The sequence below is a fragment of the Bacillus cereus group sp. BfR-BA-01492 genome (assembly GCF_022662815.1).
In the GTDB taxonomy this organism is placed as follows: Bacteria; Bacillota; Bacilli; order Bacillales; family Bacillaceae_G; genus Bacillus_A; species Bacillus_A cereus_BD.
Window position 1 is genome coordinate 84,959 of the sequence record NZ_JAKUEH010000011.1, and the last position, 18,192, is coordinate 103,150.

Sequence of the window (18,192 nt, forward strand, 5' to 3'; positions counted from 1 at the left end):
CTGATGACTCGTTCATCAGCCTTTTTATTTTTCGTTGTTATATTATCTTTTGCTAAATAAAAAAACCTTGATACGAACGTATCAAGATTTTTTATTTTTAAGTAATGATGCTCCTGCTATTTCAGGATGTGTCATTTCATATGGATCCAAAATAATATCCAGTTCTTCTTCTGTTAACACACCATGTTCTAGGCAAAGTTCTCGAACTGATTTTCCTGTTGCGATTGCTTCACGAGCAATGCGAGAAGCAGCTTCATATCCAATATGAGGATTGACTGCTGTAATAATTCCAACACTTCGTTCCACATATTGTTTCAATAGTTCTTCATTCGCCGTAATACCTTCAATACAATATTCACGGAAGACACGAAATGCATTATTCATAATACTAATAGATTGGATTAAATTAAACACGAGCACTGGTTCCATTACATTTAATTCTAATTGCCCTGCTTCAGATGCTAAACAAATCGTATGGTCGTTCCCAATCACTTGGAAGGCAACTTGATTGATCACTTCAGCCATAACCGGATTGACTTTCCCAGGCATAATAGATGAACCTGGCTGACGAGCTGGCAATTGAATCTCTGCTAATCCAACTCTTGGACCAGAAGCCATGATACGTAAGTCATTTGCAATTTTAGACATATTCATCATACATACTTTAAGCGCTGCGGATACTTCTGTATATGCATCCGTATTTTGCGTTGCATCTACTAAATGCTCCGCTCCTATAAGTGGAAAACCACTTAACTCTCGTAAATGCTTTACAACTTGTTCAATATACATTGGATTTGCATTTAATCCTGTTCCAACAGCCGTTGCGCCCATATTGACTTCATATAAATGCTGACGAGATTGTTTAATTCTCTTTATATCACGTTCTAATACACGACTATATGCGTTAAATTCTTGTCCAAGGCGAATAGGAACAGCATCTTGTAAATGCGTACGTCCCATTTTAATGACATGATCAAATTCTTTTGCTTTCTTTATAAATGCACGATGAAGCTCTTCCATCGTAATAAGAAGCTCCTCTAACATCATTAAAGTTGCAATATGAATTCCTGTTGGAAATGCATCGTTTGTAGATTGTGCCATATTAACATGTGTATTCGGGCTAATTTTTGCATAATCCCCTTTTTCATATCCCATCCGTTCTAATGCACGGTTTGCAATTACTTCATTCGTATTCATGTTAATGGAAGTTCCAGCCCCACCTTGAATCGGATCGACAATAAATTGATCATGAAGTTTCCCATCCATAATTTCCTGAGCTGCTGCTGCAATTTCTTTACCAATGTTCTCTGGTAAATAACCTGTTTCCACATTGGCAAGCGCTGCCGCTTTCTTTACAATCGCCATTGCAGTGATGAGTGACTCATGTATACGATATCCTGTAATTGGAAAGTTTTCTACAGCGCGTAAAGTTTGAACTCCATAATAAGCTTCATTTGGTACTTCTTTCTCACCTAAGAAATCTTTTTCTATCCGTATGTCTTTTGTCGCTATCATTTTTATCACCTATACTTTTCGTTGTATATCTTTAAAGTTTTAGCATTGTTTCTATGAAAATATCATTTTCATAGAAACATTTCCATCTCCATCCACTATATAGCACCTTTTTTGAAAGCGCAAACATTACGTTCTCTATCTAATCCTTCCTCTCCTTAAACGCTCCTTTTTTCTTCCTTTTTCATAATTTCTACTCGTTTTATTTGATGCATGTCTTTCTCAAGGACTTTAAATACCAAGCCATTGGTCTCAATAGAATCCCCTTCAGTAATCGTTTGTTTTTGCATCATAATCCAGCCACCAATTGTATCGATATCATTTGCTAATAACTGTAGTCCAAATAAATCATTTACTTCGCTAATACGTACTTTTCCATCTACAATTTTCCACGTTTCACTTATATGCTCTATTGGTGGATGTTCATCCTCATCATACTCATCTCGAATTTCCCCAACAATTTCCTCTAGAATGTCTTCAAGAGTTACAATGCCAGCCGTCCCGCCATACTCATCATATAAAACAGCCATTGGAATTCTTCGTTTTTGCATCTGTAACAACAAATCGTGAATCGGAATGTTTTCTAACACTTCAATGACAGGTCTTGTATACGGCGTAATAGAACATTCTTCCTCTCGTCCTCCATCCATATAGCGAATGAATAAATCTTTTACATTCACCATCCCAATAATTTCATCTTTATCTTCTCCAAATACGGGATATCTTGTATATTTTTCCTGTCTAATAATTTTAATATGCGTCTCAAATGGTTCATCTTCATATAATCCTACAATTTCCGTACGGGGAACCATAATCTCTTTCGCCAATCGATTGTCAAATTCAAAAATATTATTTACATACTTAAATTCTGCTTGATTAATCTCTCCTCGCTCATAACTTTCCGATAAAATGAGACGCAATTCTTCCTCTGAATGTGCCACTTCATGTTCAGAAGCAGGTTGAAGTCCAAAGATTCCTGTCACGAAGCGTGAAGACCCATTTAAAGCCCAAATAAAGGGATACATAATCCGATAGAAATAAATAAGAGGCTGTGACAGTAATAAGCTAACTTGTTCTGCTTTTTGAATCGCAAACGTTTTTGGAGCTAGCTCTCCAGCAACGACGTGCAGAAATGTGATGACTGCAAATGCAATAATAAATGATACTGTACTTGCAGCTACTGATGAAATATTCATTCTCAAAAATAATGGCTCTAACATATGTTTAATTGTCGGTTCACCTAACCATCCTAATCCTAAAGCTGTAATTGTAATTCCAAGCTGACAAGCTGATAAGTATTCATCTAAATTCGAAGTGACTTTCTTCGCCGCTAATGCCCCTCGTCTTTTTTCGATTACAAGTTGATCAATACGACTACTTCTCACCTTTATAATGGCAAATTCAACGGCAACAAAAAAGGCTGTTAAGGCAATCAAAATAGCAACCATGATTAGTTTTAAAATTCCCACCAAAATCCTTTAGCTTTCTCGCTAAAGTTACACCTCCTTTTTAAAAGAAGTTTTCCTTTAGTTTCTTCATTTATTGAAAAGCAAATCTAGATAAAATTCCCCAATTTTCATTCCTCATATCATTCTAATGGAAGGAAATCCTGATCTTGGAAAAACAAATTTTCCCCCTGTTATTTCATCGACACGTATCGGCTCTGTCTCTATGTGCAACTGCTGCTTGTATATCCTTAACAGCAAATACTAAATGTCTAAGACCTGTTGCCTCTGGGAAGCTTGGACACTTTGGTGGATTTAGAAAAGAAAATCATTCAATTTGATAAATCTAATTTATAAGAATTCCTATCTTCTCTGTATACTCCATTTATTACTTTAAATCCTAAAATTTGATATAAAACTCCTTAGCTATTTCGTAATTAGAACAAATAATTGCAACGTAGTGAAATTTTTCACACTTTCTCCTTGAAATCCAGTATAGAGACTTAACCCAATATTTATGATTACAGTTTCCTTCTTGTCGCAATCATGTATTCATCACTTTCTGCACACAATAATACAAACATGAATAGATACCTCATAAATAATCGAGATATCTATTTTTTATACATGTACAATCTCCTCTATTTAGCGTACAATATTTTTTATGTGTCTTATCTATATACGCTACTGAAGAATATATATTGATTAATTTAAAGGAGAGCAACAAATGAAATCTGATTTAGAGAAAAATAGTAGAATCTCAAAGCGACACTCTAAAAAAAGACGTCTACTTTGGTTCATTTTGATTCCATTACTCATCGTTACGCTTGGAAGCGGAAGCTACTTCTTCCATCTATATAGTAAAGCAAAATCTATTGTAAATAATGCTTACTCAGAATTAAACCGAGGCGATAAATCAAATAAACGAGAAAAAGCTGTAAAACCCATGACAGATAATATCTCTGTCCTTATTATGGGAGTAGATGAGAGCGATATTCGTGAGAAAAATTACGGTAAAGCAACACGTACAGATGCGCTACTACTTGCTACAATTAATAAAAATGACAAGTCAGTCAAGCTTGTTAGTATCCCTCGGGATTCCCGGGTATATATTAAATCACGCCATAAAGAAGATAAAATTACACACGCCCATGTATTTGGTGGTGTTGATAGTACCATTGATACTGTCGAACGTTTTTTAAATGTTCCGGTTGATTACTACGTTAAATTTAACTTTACATCTTTTATCAAAATTGTCGATTCACTTGGTGGTATTACTGTGAACGTCCCAGTGGAATTTACAGAACAAAACAGTAAAGATGAAGCAGAAGCAATCCATCTGAAAAAAGGGCGTCAACATTTAAATGGTGAGGAAGCACTTGCTTTAGCAAGAACTCGACATATTGATAGTGACTATATGCGCGGGCAGCGACAACAGCTTGTTTTGGAGGCAATTGCTCAAAAAGCACTATCTATCAATTCTATTAATAAACTTGGCAGTCTATTAGATGCCGTTGATCGCGATTTAAAAACGAATTTAACTTTCGATGACATGATGACAATTACAAAGCATTCAATGGGCTCAGATTTAAAAATGGACAAGCTTCAAGTAAAAGGATCAGATAAATATATCGGTGGTATTTATTACTATGTCCCTGATGAAAAGAGCGTTCAGAATATATCTGTTACTTTACAAAAACATCTAGAGGTTACGAATAAAAGTGAACATAAAAAATTATAATAAAAAGGCTGCTAGAACTTTCTATGCAGCCTTTTTATTATAATGACACTTCCTTATTCTTATTAGTCAATAATTCCAAAAATAGATGTTTATTACATAATTGTAACATTCTTTATATAAATATTACACTTTCATAAGAATGATAGTATACTAGTACATACATAATGCTATTTACATCATTCTTATGTAAAAAACAGAATACATATTATGTTATCCATTTATTACTAAGGGGGAAAACAAATGAAACTGCGCCAATTCCTTATTGGTTCTGCTATTGCTGGTGGTATCTTACTTTGTGCAGGTGGAATCAGCGGCTACCAGTACATATCAAAATTAAATAAAGAACTAGATACCACTGCATTACCACATACTACATTTGAAGGCATTCCTCTTGATGGAAAGAATAAACAAGATATTCAAAAAATTGTTCAACAGAAAGTAGATAAATTAAATAAAAAATCACTCAACTATGTATTTGAAAACAATACACAAACATACACATGGAAAGATCTCGGTGTAGAATATAAAGAAAAAGATATCGTTGCGAATATTTTTAAAGAACAACAAGGAAACATTATAGATCGTTATAACATGAGAAAAAAGGCTATACACGGTGAATTAAAACGCGAGTATAAGCTAAAGCCACAATTAAATTCCACTGCTTATGAAGCCTTTATGAAGGATAAATACAATGAAACTTTAAAAAATCCTGTTAATGCCGAATTAAACATTTCAGGAACTACTGTAAATATTAGCGAAAGCCAAAATGGTGAAAAAATTGATAAAGAGCAATTAGCAAACTTAACAAAACAAGCTATTACTGCAAATACACAAAACATCACACTCCCTATTGCTTCTATAAAACCTGAACGTTCTACAGAAGATATACAAAATATGGGGATCAAACAAGTGATTGCAGAATATTCCACGCCTATGACTGGACGAAACGGAAGCCAGTCCTTTAATGTAAATAAATCTGCAAATACATTAAGCGGAGCAATTGTAGCACCAGATGAAACATTTAGTTTCAATGGACGTGTCGGAGTTACAGATGCTGCACACGGCTATAAATCAGCTGCTGTCTATTTACAAGGAAAGGTTGTTCAAAGTGCTGGGGGCGGTGTTTGTCAAGTAAGTAGTACATTATATGGAGCTGTATTACGTGCAGATTTAGGAATTGTTGCTCGTAGTAATCATTCTATGCCTGTCCACTATTTACCACTCGGACAAGATGCGGCTGTAGCTGATTACGGCCCTGATTTAAAATTTAAAAATAATACTGGACATTATATTTATATTCAAGCATTCTCTGATGGTAACCGGATTACGACTCGTATTTTCGGTACGCCAACTGGTAAGGATGTAGAAGTTTCCTCCAAAGTCATCAGCAATACTGGAAATAAAATTACTGCCGTCACATACAAAAAAGTAACAAAAGATGGGCAAATCATTTCAAATGGGCAAATTTCAAAAAGTGTATATAAAAAGGCGTGATGAATCACGCCTTTTTCGTTTGCAATAATTGCATGAAGGTCTCCAAATGATGTTTCGTTTCTTCTAAAGACCATATACGATTTCCATACTTCGCAGCTAATACACACCCTTCTTCCCACGCTTCATCCTCACATATATGTAATAGCTCCGCTTGTAAATTTTGAATACTTTCTTGTTCTTCTTGCTCCAAAAACTCTGTCATTACCTCTGCTATTTCTTCTTCATGCACACTCAATGTGCAATATGCTTTAAAAAAATATTGAAGTGTTGAATACATGTTGTCCCTCCTTTTCTTATTTATCTGATGGATAGGAAGTAACAATTTTAAAACCTAATGATCCTGATTTATCCCTTGCTAAAACTGTAACTGTATTCATAAGTTTATCCTTTACACTCATATTCTTTTTTAATACAGTTTTTCCAACAGGGAATGAATGTTTTGTATGTAATACAAGACGATTTTCTTTAGAGTTCTTTAACCAATTATCAATTTCCTGCTCATGTTGCTTTACACTATCTTTTACAGCTTTTGTAGCCGTTTCTTTATCATAATATGTACTTGCTGCAGATACTTTATCGGTACGCAAACGTTCCTTTAATTGTTCTTCTGTTTTACCGACATGTCTTTCTATCGTATGGCCATTTTTCGGTGGTCCTTCCATTTCGTCTAAAATATTGTCACTCATTTTTTCGATGGATGCTGAGTGGTTCTCTTTTGGTTCTACTTTCTTTTGTTCTTTCCCAGCACATCCACTTAATATAAGAATCATTGCCAGTAAACTACTTAACAATATGTTGCCAAATCGTTTCATTTTATCACCTCTTCCATGATTATTATTGTAACTGCATGAAAAGTCAATTCATAAAAAAACGTGTAGAATGATAAAATCTACACGTTTTTTTATGAATATTTATACAATATCATAACCTTGTTCTTCAATTGCATCTTTTAACTGCTGAACATTTACCTTCGTTTCATCATATGCAATTTCTACTGTACCTGCCTGTAACTCAACTGCTACACGACTTACACCATTTAACTCTTGAAGGGCATTCGTTACAGCTGCTTTACAGTGATTGCATGTCATTCCTTGTACGTTTAATGTTACAGTCATTTTTATTTCCTCCTTATCTATCCTCTTTTATTTATAAGGATGAGAACCTTAGTTCCCATTCTATTTATATTTTAACACGTTTCAAGCGAAGGGCATTTGTTACAACAGAAACAGAACTAAATGCCATCGCCGCACCAGCTACCCAAGGTTCTAACAAGCCGCTTGCCGCAATTGGTATACCAATTGCATTATAAAACAGAGCCCAGAATAAATTTTGGCGAATATTTTTCATTGTTTTTTTACTTAGATCAATCGCTTGCGGGATATGTTTTAAGTTTCCACCGACAAGAGTAACATCTGCCGCTTCAATTGCTACATCTGCTCCTGTTCCAATCGCCATCCCAATATCGGCTTTTGCTAAAGCTGGAGCATCATTAATTCCATCACCAACCATCGCCACTCGTTTCCCATTAAGTTGTAATTCCTCCACAATACGTGCTTTTTTCTCTGGTAACACTTCCGCATATACATGTTCAATTCCTACTTGTTTTGCAATTGCTTCTGCTGTTCGCTGATTGTCACCTGTTACCATATATACATCGATTCCACTAGATTTCAGCGCATGAATTGCTTCTTTCGAACTTTCTTTAATTGTATCTGCTACAGAAATCATCCCTGCGAATTGATTTTCAATCGCTACAAGCATAACAGTCTTACCATCAGCTTCTTGAGCAATCATGCGCTCTTCAAACTGACCTATATTCACACCGTGCTCATTCATTAATTTTCGCGTTCCAATCACAATGGACTGTTCTTCAATCATAGCTTCAATACCGTGTCCAGGTATCGCTCGAAAATCCTCTATAGGTAAGAGTGTAATCCCTTGTTGTTTCCCATACTCAACAATAGCAGTCGCTAATGGGTGTTCTGAGACATTTTCTGCGGAAGCAGCAAAGGCGAGCATATTGTCTTGTAAGCTGAATACATCTGTAACTTCTGGTTTTCCCTTTGTAACAGTACCAGTTTTATCTAGTAGCACAGCATTAATTCTATGTGTCGCCTCTAAATATTCTCCGCCTTTAAAAAGAATACCTGCCTCCGCTCCTTTTCCAGTTCCCACCATAATCGATGTTGGCGTAGCAAGACCAAGTGCACAAGGACAAGCAATTACTAATACAGCTATGGCGACTTCTAATGATTGTGGTAAATCATAAGGAGCAATAGCAAAATACCAAACAAGAAAAGCAACGGTCGCAATCGCAACTACGATCGGAACGAAAATACCAGAAATAGTATCTGCCATGCGCTGAATTGGCGCTTTTGACCCTTGAGCTTCTTCAACAATTTTAATAATACTTGCAAGGGCGGTATCCTTCCCTATTTTTTCAGCACGCATTGTGAACATACCATTTTTATTCATTGTCGCTCCTATTACAGCATCACCAACTTGTTTTTCAACTGGGATAGATTCACCTGTAATCATCGCTTCATCAACTGAGGATGTACCTAATAATACAATACCATCCACAGGTATTTTCTCACCTGGTTTTACTACAATTGTATCGCCAATCACAACACTTTCTATAGGAATTAATATTTCATTTCCATCACGAATAACCAAGGCATCTTTCGCTTGTAAACTTAGTAATTTTGAAATAGCCTCTGTTGTTCTTCCTTTTGCGAGCGCCTCGAAATACTTACCAACAAGTATTAATGTAATTAGCACCGCACTTGTTTCAAAGTAAAGCTGAGGTAAATATGATGGTTCCTGTAGTGTTTTAATCCCTTCGTATAAGCTATAAAAATACGCAGATGATGTACCAAGTACAACAAGTACATCCATATTTGCACTTTTATTTCGCAATGCGCGATATGCACCGATATAAAATTGTGCACCAATATAAAATTGCACCGGTGTTGCAAATAATAATTGCACCCATGGATTCATTAAAAAATGCGGCATTGGTATTCCTGTTTCAAACGACAAATGTGCCACCATCGTATAAAGAAGGGGTAATGACAATAAAATAGAAAGAAATAGTTGTTTTCTTTTCTTTTTTAGTTGCTCTTCTTTTTTCGTCGATCCAGCATCTTCTTGCAGTTTACCTTTATATCCTAATTTCGTTATTTTGTCGAGAATTGCTTCTATTGTAAGAAGACCATCTTTATAGACAATCGTTGCAGTGTTCATAGCTAAATTAACGTTAATCGTTTCAATTCCTTCCATTTTACCGATTACTTTTTCAATTCGATTTGAACATGCAGCACATGTCATACCTTCAATATTAAAATTTACTTTTTTCGTTCGAACTTCATATCCTAATTTCTTAATACGATTTGTAATTGCTTCTACATTTTGTTCCTCTTCATCATATTGAACGGTCGCTTGTTCCATTGCTAAATTCACATTCGCTTCTACGCCATCTAGTTTATTTAATACTTTCTCAATCCGTGCGGAACAAGCTGAACATGTCATTCCATCAATACCAATTGTTATTTGTTTTGTTTTCCCCATACAGTTCATCTCCTTTCTATTTTGAGAACTGTTTGATGACTCTCATTAACTCTTGTATAGACGCATCACCATTTCCTTCTTGAATAGCTTTTTTTACACAATGATTTGTATGACGTTCTAACAATGAAAAACGAACTTTATTTAACGCTGCTTGCACTGCAGAAATTTGAATGAATACATCAATACAATAGCGATTATCCTCAATCATCTTTTGAATGCCCCTCACTTGGCCTTCAATTCTTTTTAAACGATTTATAACTTTTTCAATTTCTTCATCTGTTCTAGGTACCATCTTTTCTTGATTCACACAATGGTCCATCAATATACCCCCTTCCTTGTATACATTATACCCGTAAGGGGTATAAAATTACAAGTTTTTGAAATAAAAAGTATGTATTTTATAACAAATCCACTCTTGCCTATCTTCGTGAAATATGGTGTAATGCTAAAAAAGATAAAGGACCTATCACTATGGACGAACTTATTTACAATGCATTGAAAGAGCATGATACAATCGCCATTCCACTTAGTATTCTATTTAATATCATTATCAGCTTACTTGGAGTCATTCCTAGCATATTTTTAACAGCTATTAATATACAATTATTCGGAGTACTAGATGGGACAATGATTTCGATCACAGGAGAAGTTTTAGGTGCAATTGTTTCATTTTATCTTTATCGTTTAGGATTGCAAAAATTCACACGTGATAAAATAAATGATTATCCAAAGATACAGCGGCTCCTTTATGTAAAAGGGAAAGAAGCATTCTTGCTTGTCTTATCATTTCGACTCGTTCCATTTATTCCATCAAGCATCATCACATTATTTGCTGCATTAGGAAAAATATCATTATTATCCTTCAGCATTGCAAGTACAATCGGAAAAATACCAGCATTGCTCATTGAAGTATATTCTGCATATCATGTTATAAATGGAACGAATGAGGCAAAATGGATGATAACAATCGCTAGTTGCATCGGAATCATATACATATGGAGGAAATGGAAACAAAAATAAAAAGGAGCATATCGCTCCTTTTTATTTTTGTTTATTTTACTCCAACTGCATCGTATGATTGTTTTACCGCTGTTACTTCTGCAGAATTCGCACCGTATAAATCAGCCGCTGCTTGTACTAGGCCAGCACGAGCTTGACTAAATGTAGTCGATTGCGTGAAATATTGCGTATTTGCACGATAGTAAATTGCTCCTACTTTATCTTTGCCAATACCATTCACTGTCACTCCATAATGTGTACCACCATTTGCTAATAAATAAGCCGCTTTGTTAATAATTCCGCTGTTTGTATGAACACCACCATTATCGCCAGAACCAGTGTAGCGCTTAGAATAATGATCTGGATCACCATACTTTGTCGGATCACTCATAGAGCGAAGTGCATCTCCCGCTCTTCCAGGTGTATAAATATCTTCTCCAATTTCCCAATCTGGATTACGATTATCATAGTATTCTACCAATGTGCCAAAAACATCAGAAATCGCTTCGTTTAATGCGCCTGACTCATATTGATAGATCAAATTTGAACTATATTCTGTCACAGCATGTGTCAATTCATGCCCAATTACATCAATTCCACCAGATAACGAAGTAAATGTTACTCCATCACCATCTCCATATACCATCTGCGAACCATTCCAGAAAGCATTATTATAATTACTTCCATAATGAACCGTTGATTTTAGCGAAGCTCCTGCATTGTTAATAGAATTTCGATTAAACGTATTTTTATAGTAATCATATGTGACGCCCGCATAATAATGAGCATCTACTGCCGCTGCATCATACTTTGCATGGAACGCATTATCAACATCTGCCCATAACGTTCCTGGTAAGGAAGAACGATTTTTCGCATCATATGTGAAAATTTGCGCACCTCTCGTATTATCTTGTAAATAATACGTCGATCCAGATAATGTCGTATTAATTGATTTTTTATCTCCTAATACACCTGTCCCTGTTCCAACTGCATTCGTTCCCGTTACAGGTTTGACAGCTCCTTTTTCTTGTTTTGCAATCTCTTGATTAACTGGTACTTTACTTTCTGCAGTTACATGATCTAATGTATTGTATTTATTTAATACTTTACCGCTTTCTGCTTCAATAAAATAATAATAGTTTCCTGGCTGTGGATCTAAGAAATTTAATTTCACAACATATGTGTATGTTGCCTCCTCACCATTTTGATACACATATAAGTCAGCCGTTGGTTCTACTTCATATTTTGGTTTTAAACCTAAATCTTGTTCAGCAATTGCAATTGCTTTTTTCCCCTCAATCTTATTCGTATTTTTTAATTTCTCTTTTTTATCCAAATCTGGTACAACAGTTCCAGATAACACCTTCAATGAACCATCTTTACTCACATGAGCTAGTTGAGTAGATCCCCATACAGGTGTTCCTTCAAACACTTGTTGCATACGTACAACTGTCGAATCTGTTACAGAATCCTTTTTCACTTCTTTAATTTTAAAAGAATCTTCAGCACTCTTATTTCCTAACTTATAGTCCTCTTTTGCTGCATTTAAGTAATCAAACACAACAGATTCTGCTTTCTTTCCAGTTGCTCCAGTCAAATCACCTGCTACAAACTCTGGTGATTTAACGGCTTCATTGTACTTTTTCGTAGAGAGCACATTCTTTGAATCTGCAAATGCAGAGCTCGTCCCTCCAAATGTCGTTACAGCCATCCCTGCCGCTAATACAAAAGCTAAACTCTTCTTTTTCATTCAACCTTCCCCCTAATAAAATTTTTTGAAAAAGAGTAGTTTTATATTATCATTAAGTTTCTATTGTGAATATACAAAAAAGTTAAATAATTTTTTTCTCAAGTTTTGTAGAATTTTGGAGAACAAATGTTGAGAAAACAAAAAAAGATCCTTTTCAACTAGAAAGGATCTTTTTTGTTACTACACTTACGCTTCCACTATTTCTACAGTATTTACTTCTTGTCCATACATCTCTCCTACCCAAGCATACTGTATTACTGAACTCGCTGCTAATAATGTTAGAAATGAAAACACACCAATAATTACCTTTTTCATTTTATTTTCCTCCTTGTTCTTCTAATAATTGAATTGCTAGTTTATAATAATGGTTACTTTCTTGGAATTCTAACAGCTCTTCATGATAGTTCGCTAACTCTAAATACGCTTTTTTCAAATTCTTTTTATTTTTTTCTTGCTTAAAGAACGGAATAGCTTCTAACTCTAAATACTTTTTATATACCTCCTTCTTTTCAAAGTATTTATTTCGGAGCATGCAAAGCAGGTAGAACATACTTTTGTATCTCTCATCTCTTTTCGCAACAGCTACCCCTTTGTCAATCCATTCCTTCGCCTCTTCAAATTCTCCTAATTCAATACATTGTAAAGAAATTTCATACGCAGCATCTATATAGTTGAAATCTTTCTCTTTTTTATACTGTAAACTCTGCAAATAATATTCTTTCGCTTTTGCATGCTCTTTTTTATGATAATGTAAATATCCTAAATTATTTAAAACTATCGCTATAATATTATGTTTATCTGCAAAAGAATTCGCTTCTCTCAAAATATTATTATACATTTCAAGCGCTTCTTTATATTGTTTTCTGTGTATATAACTAAAAGCAATTAAAAGTTGACAATCCATTACATTTCGAAATTTGTACTCATTTCGAAAACCTTCTAATGCAATGTGAGCAAAGTGTAATGACATATGTTCAATTTCTAAATAATTATATACAAGCGCTAAGTTATAATAAATTCCAGTCTCATAATATCCTTGCTCTTTTGCCATTAACTCTGTCTGAACTAAACACTCAAGTGAATCCTTATATCTATGCTTCATGAAATACATTAAAGCCCTACTATACGTATATAACAACTTTTGAAACGGAGAATATTTCTTATATACCTTCTTCAATTTCTCCAGCTCTTCTTCCAATGCTGGAAGATCTCGTTTCATGATTAAATAGCGTGTATAAAGCAAATTATAATAGTTAATAATTTCAAAATCTAAAACTTGATTCACTTCTTCTTGCAATTCTTTATAAATACGTTCAACCTGTGGTTTATCTAAATGAACTAATGCATTTAACCACTCATCCAATTTGTCTTTCACTTCTTCTTCTACATCTCGTAAATCTGATACGGCAATCTCTAACCTTGTGCAGAGAAGCTGCAGGATTTCTTCCGATGCTTCTATCTTTCCATTTTCAATCTTGCTTAAATATGAGACGGAACAAATGCCCTGACATAATTCTTCTTGTGTCATTTTTTGCTGTAGTCGTTTATAAAAAACTTGTTTGCCAATTTTCTCTAATGTTTGTTGCATGGCCCTCCTCCATTCTCATTTACCCTCACTACTTTAATAATACATAAAATTACGAAAAATATAAATTGATAAATGTAAATTTTCGAAAAACATTACATATTTTTTCTTTTTACCTCCTATTTCATATGTGAATAGAAGATGCAGAGCTTTTTTTGGTGTATAGATGTAAAAATTGGTATACTATAACCAAATTACGGAGGTGTTTTCGCAATGAATCATTATAAAGACGATAGTTACGCCTTACATACTGATCTATATCAAATCAATATGGTTTATACATATTGGAAAGACGGGATTCACAATCGCCGTTCTGTTTTTGATTTATATTTTCGAAAGCTTCCATTTGAAAATGGCTATGCAGTTTTCGCTGGCCTTGAAAAAATTATAGAGTATATAGAAAGCTTCCGATTTACCGAAAGCGATATTGCATATTTAACTGAATTACAATTTGAAGAGGATTTTCTTCGTTATTTACAAAACATGGAGTTTACAGGAACAATTCGCAGCATGCGAGAAGGTGAAATTGTTTTTAATAACGAACCTTTATTGCGCGTTGATGCGCCACTTGGCGAGGCGCAAATTATCGAAACAGCCTTATTAAATATCGTAAATTATCAAACATTAATCGCAACAAAAGCAGCTCGTATGAAACATGCTGCTGGCAATGATGAACTATTAGAATTTGGAACACGGCGCGCTCACGAATTTGATGCTGCTCTTTGGGGAACACGCGCAGCTTTTATTGGCGGTTTTTCTTCCACAAGTAATGTTCGTGCTGGCAAACGATTCGGAATCCCTGTAGCTGGTACACATGCCCACTCCTTTGTTCAAGCCTATCGGGATGAATACGTTGCCTTTAAAAAATACGCGGAAACACATAAAAAATGCGTCTTTTTAGTTGATACATACGATACATTAAAGTCTGGTGTACCAAATGCAATTCGAGTTGCCAAAGAGTTTGGAGATCGCATTGATTTCTATGGCATTCGTCTTGACAGCGGGGATATGGCATACTTATCTAAAGAAGCTCGTAAACTGCTTGATGAAGCTGGATTTACTAACACAAAAATTATTGCTTCTAGCGACTTAGATGAATATACAATTATGCATTTAAAATCTCAGGGAGCCAAAATCGACGTCTGGGGTGTTGGAACAAAGCTTATTACTTCATTTGAACAACCCGCATTAGGAGCCGTCTATAAACTTGTCGCGATTGAAGATGAAAAAGGGCTATTAAACGATACCATTAAAATTTCTTCCAATCCGGAAAAAATTACAACACCAGGACTTAAACGAGTTTATCGAATTATCAATCGCATGAACAATCACGCTGAAGGAGACTATATCGCATTAGAATCCGAAGAACCTGAGCAAGAAAAACGTTTGAAAATGTTCCATCCTGTTCATACGTATATTAGTAAATTTGTAACAAATTTTGAAGCACGCGAACTCCATCATGATATTTTCACAGATGGAAACAGAATCTATGAATTGCCTGACATACTGGATATCCAAAAACATACTGAGAGCAGCTTAACATTATTTTGGGAAGAATATATGCGAACACTCAATCCTGAAGAATATCCTGTCGATTTAAGTCAAGAATGTTGGAATCATAAAATGAATTATATTCAAACTGTACGGGAACAAATTACAAAAAATATACAAAAATAAAAAGAGGAGCTTTCTTCACTCCTCTTTTTACTTTATAAATTTTTCACTCTAAGCACACGCATTGCATTTAATACAGCAATTAATGTAACACCGACATCAGAGAAGACAGCTTCCCACATGGTTGCAATTCCAAATGCGCCAAGTAGTAATACAAGACCTTTTACACCAAGTGCAAAGATAATATTTTGCCACACAATACTACGCGTACGTTTGGCAATTTTTATAGCAGTTGCGATTTTAGAAGGTTCATCTGTCATAATGACAATGTCTGCGGCTTCAATCGCAGCATCAGATCCTAAACCACCCATCGCAATCCCAACATCCGCTCTTGCCAATACCGGTGTATCATTAATACCATCACCAACGAAAACAACTTTTTCTTTCGGTTGTTTTGCCGCAGCAATTTTTTCAATTTCTTCTACTTTTTGCTCTGGTAATAATTCCGCATGTACTTCATCTAATCCAAGTTCTTTTCCAACAGCTTCTCCAACTCGTTTGGCATCACCTGTTAGCATAACTGTTTTCTTAATATCGAGCTCTTTTAATTTCTGAATCGCTTGTTTTGAATCTTCTTTTACTTCATCTGAAATTACAATATAACCAGCATACCTTCCGTCAACAGCAACATAAACAAGTGTACCTACCGTTTCTGGCTGCTGGAATTCAATATTTTCTTTTTTCATTAATTTTGCATTACCAGCAAAAATTTCTTTCCCATTTACTTTTACTACTGTACCATGACCAGAAATTTCGTTGTAATCCTCAATATTCTTTTCATCAATTGATTTTCTATACGCATTGCGAATGGATTGTGCAATTGGATGGTTTGAATATACTTCTGCGAATGCTGCATATTCAAGAAGTTCCTCTTTCGTAGTCGCCCCAGCTGGCTCCATTTTTGTTACTTTAAAAACACCTTTTGTCAATGTTCCTGTTTTATCAAAAACAATATGTTTTACATCATTTAATGCTTCTAAATAGTTACTTCCTTTCACTAAAATACCACTTTTAGATGCGCCGCCAATACCACCGAAGAATCCGAGCGGAATGGATACGACTAACGCACATGGACAAGAAATAACAAGGAATACTAATGCACGGTAAATCCAATCTGAGAATGTAGCTCCCTCTAAAATAAGAGGTGGAATAAATGCCAATATAGCTGCTGTAATCACGACAACAGGCGTATAGTAGCGAGCAAATTTTGTAATAAAATTTTCTGTTGGTGCTTTACGGCTACTTGCATTTTGTACTAAATCTAAAATTTTGGATACTGTTGATTCCCCAAATTCTTTCGTTACCTCAATGGTTAATACACCATTTTGGTTTACGAAACCGCTTAATACTTCATTCCCAACTTCTACTTCTCGCGGTACAGATTCACCAGTTAACGCTGAAGTATCTACCATTGATGTTCCTTCAATCACTTTCCCATCTAACGGTACTTTCTCACCTGGTTTCACAACAATATAATCGCCAATTTGTACATCTTCTGGTGAGACTTGTTTTGTTTCATTTCCGACTTTAACGTTTGCATAATCAGGACGAATATCCATTAATGAAGTAATCGATTTACGGGAACGATTTACCGCAATACTTTGGAATAATTCACCTACTTGGTAGAAAAGCATAACTGCAACTGCTTCAGGATATTCACCAATCGCAAATGCACCTAACGTTGCTACAGCCATTAAAAAGTTTTCATCAAATACTTGGCCGCGAGCCATATTTCTTACCGCGCGCCAAACGATTTCTCCACCAATTAGTAAATATGCGATGATGAAAAGAGAAATGCTCATTGCTTGTGGTAGTCCTGCAAGCGCTGCTGCTGCTGTTAAAACCCCACCTATCGCTAAGCGCCCAATCATTTTCTTTACATTTCCTTCTCCATGATCGTGACTATGATCATGATGATGTTCTTTTTTCTCTTCACGAACAACTTTTACATCCGGCTCTAACTTATGAACGACCTGTTCTACATTCGCTACTACTGTTTCTAGTTCTTTTTTATTCGTAACTTCTATTTTAAATTTTTTCGATACAAAATCAAGTGTAGCTGTTGAAATACCAGGCATTTCTTTTACCTTCGTTTCAATTTTTAACGCACAATTTGCACAATCTAATCCATCTAACAACAATACTTCTTTTGCATTTTTTTTATTTTGTTCTTCCCGTACTTTAATGTGCGGTTCTAATTTCGTAACAAGTTGTTTTGCTTCCGTAACAACATGACCTTCTTTATTTTTCTCTGTCTCTAAAACCATTGTCTTCGTTGCAAAATTGACAGAACAAGACGATACACCTTCTAAATTTCCAATACCTTTTTCAATTTTCATAGCGCAATTCGCACAATCCAATCCTTCCAACACAAGTTTTCGCTTCACAAGTGCTTCAGCCATTTTTTCTCCCTCCTTGTGCT

Annotated in this window: 15 protein-coding genes and 1 pseudogene; 4 read left to right on the forward strand and 12 right to left on the reverse strand. The window is 35.1% G+C overall.

The genetic code is table 11. From position 1 onward, the window contains the following. Window positions 1-81: 81 nt before the first annotated feature. From aspA to MR063_RS14760, 3 genes and pseudogenes are all read right to left on the reverse strand, one after another. Window positions 82-1,515 carry an aspartate ammonia-lyase gene (gene aspA / locus MR063_RS14750; protein WP_242198935.1) on the reverse strand — a complete coding sequence of 478 codons (1,434 nt, stop codon included), beginning with the start codon at window positions 1,513-1,515 and terminating at the stop codon, window positions 82-84. A 155-nt stretch (window positions 1,516-1,670) separates the two neighbouring features. Then, window positions 1,671-2,981 (reverse strand): hemolysin family protein, encoded by a 1,311-nt coding sequence (locus MR063_RS14755; RefSeq protein ID WP_242199023.1) that lies wholly within the window; start codon window positions 2,979-2,981, stop codon window positions 1,671-1,673. Between the two features lie 119 nt (window positions 2,982-3,100). After that, window positions 3,101-3,447, reverse strand: a pseudogene (locus MR063_RS14760) (VOC family protein). Between the two features lie 237 nt (window positions 3,448-3,684). Here MR063_RS14760 and MR063_RS14765 point away from each other — a divergent pair. Together MR063_RS14765 and MR063_RS14770 are read left to right on the forward strand one after the other, a co-directional pair. Further along, window positions 3,685-4,698, forward strand: coding sequence for an LCP family glycopolymer transferase (locus MR063_RS14765; protein ID WP_242198937.1), 1,014 nt, complete (start codon window positions 3,685-3,687; stop codon window positions 4,696-4,698). Between the two features lie 240 nt (window positions 4,699-4,938). Next, entirely contained in the window at window positions 4,939-6,192 is a 1,254-nt protein-coding gene (locus MR063_RS14770) for a VanW family protein (RefSeq protein ID WP_242198938.1), read from the forward strand. Between the two features lie 4 nt (window positions 6,193-6,196). On the opposite strand, the gene MR063_RS14775 is transcribed toward MR063_RS14770, so the two are convergent. From MR063_RS14775 to MR063_RS14795, 5 genes are all read right to left on the reverse strand, one after another. Further along, entirely contained in the window at window positions 6,197-6,469 is a 273-nt protein-coding gene (locus MR063_RS14775; RefSeq protein WP_242144996.1) for a hypothetical protein, read from the reverse strand. A gap of 16 nt (window positions 6,470-6,485) precedes the next feature. Continuing rightward, window positions 6,486-7,004, reverse strand: a complete 519-nt coding sequence (locus MR063_RS14780) for an RNase A-like domain-containing lipoprotein (protein WP_242198940.1) — start codon at window positions 7,002-7,004, stop codon at window positions 6,486-6,488. A 99-nt stretch (window positions 7,005-7,103) separates the two neighbouring features. Further along, window positions 7,104-7,307, reverse strand: a complete 204-nt coding sequence (copZ, locus tag MR063_RS14785) for a copper chaperone CopZ (RefSeq protein ID WP_242144998.1) — start codon at window positions 7,305-7,307, stop codon at window positions 7,104-7,106. A gap of 64 nt (window positions 7,308-7,371) precedes the next feature. Next, a complete protein-coding gene (locus tag MR063_RS14790) occupies window positions 7,372-9,762 on the reverse strand; it encodes a heavy metal translocating P-type ATPase (RefSeq protein ID WP_242198942.1) in 2,391 nt (796 codons plus the stop codon). 16 nt (window positions 9,763-9,778) lie between these two features. Continuing rightward, window positions 9,779-10,081 (reverse strand): metal-sensing transcriptional repressor, encoded by a 303-nt coding sequence (locus MR063_RS14795; protein ID WP_242198943.1) that lies wholly within the window; start codon window positions 10,079-10,081, stop codon window positions 9,779-9,781. A gap of 152 nt (window positions 10,082-10,233) precedes the next feature. Here MR063_RS14795 and MR063_RS14800 point away from each other — a divergent pair, with 152 nt between their 5' ends. Beyond that, window positions 10,234-10,782, forward strand: a complete 549-nt coding sequence (locus MR063_RS14800; protein WP_242198945.1) for a TVP38/TMEM64 family protein — start codon at window positions 10,234-10,236, stop codon at window positions 10,780-10,782. Between the two features lie 31 nt (window positions 10,783-10,813). On the opposite strand, the gene MR063_RS14805 is transcribed toward MR063_RS14800, so the two are convergent. The 3 genes from MR063_RS14805 to MR063_RS14815 all read right to left on the reverse strand — a co-directional run bounded on the left by MR063_RS14805 (window position 10,814) and on the right by MR063_RS14815 (window position 14,099). Next, window positions 10,814-12,511, reverse strand: a complete 1,698-nt coding sequence (locus MR063_RS14805; protein WP_242198947.1) for a M4 family metallopeptidase — start codon at window positions 12,509-12,511, stop codon at window positions 10,814-10,816. Window positions 12,512-12,697: 186 nt separating this feature from the next. Then, window positions 12,698-12,826 carry an NprX family peptide pheromone gene (locus tag MR063_RS14810; protein WP_242198950.1) on the reverse strand — a complete coding sequence of 43 codons (129 nt, stop codon included), beginning with the start codon at window positions 12,824-12,826 and terminating at the stop codon, window positions 12,698-12,700. A gap of 1 nt (window position 12,827) precedes the next feature. Further along, complete coding sequence (locus tag MR063_RS14815; protein ID WP_242198952.1) at window positions 12,828-14,099, reverse strand: tetratricopeptide repeat protein; 1,272 nt, start codon at window positions 14,097-14,099, stop codon at window positions 12,828-12,830. A 210-nt stretch (window positions 14,100-14,309) separates the two neighbouring features. On the opposite strand from MR063_RS14815, the gene MR063_RS14820 reads away from it, so the two are divergent. Beyond that, a complete protein-coding gene (locus tag MR063_RS14820) occupies window positions 14,310-15,773 on the forward strand; it encodes a nicotinate phosphoribosyltransferase (protein ID WP_242198954.1) in 1,464 nt (487 codons plus the stop codon). Window positions 15,774-15,805: 32 nt separating this feature from the next. Here the strand turns inward: MR063_RS14820 and MR063_RS14825 are convergent, their stop codons facing one another. Continuing rightward, window positions 15,806-18,172, reverse strand: coding sequence for a heavy metal translocating P-type ATPase (locus tag MR063_RS14825; RefSeq protein WP_242198956.1), 2,367 nt, complete (start codon window positions 18,170-18,172; stop codon window positions 15,806-15,808). Window positions 18,173-18,192 lie beyond the last annotated feature (20 nt).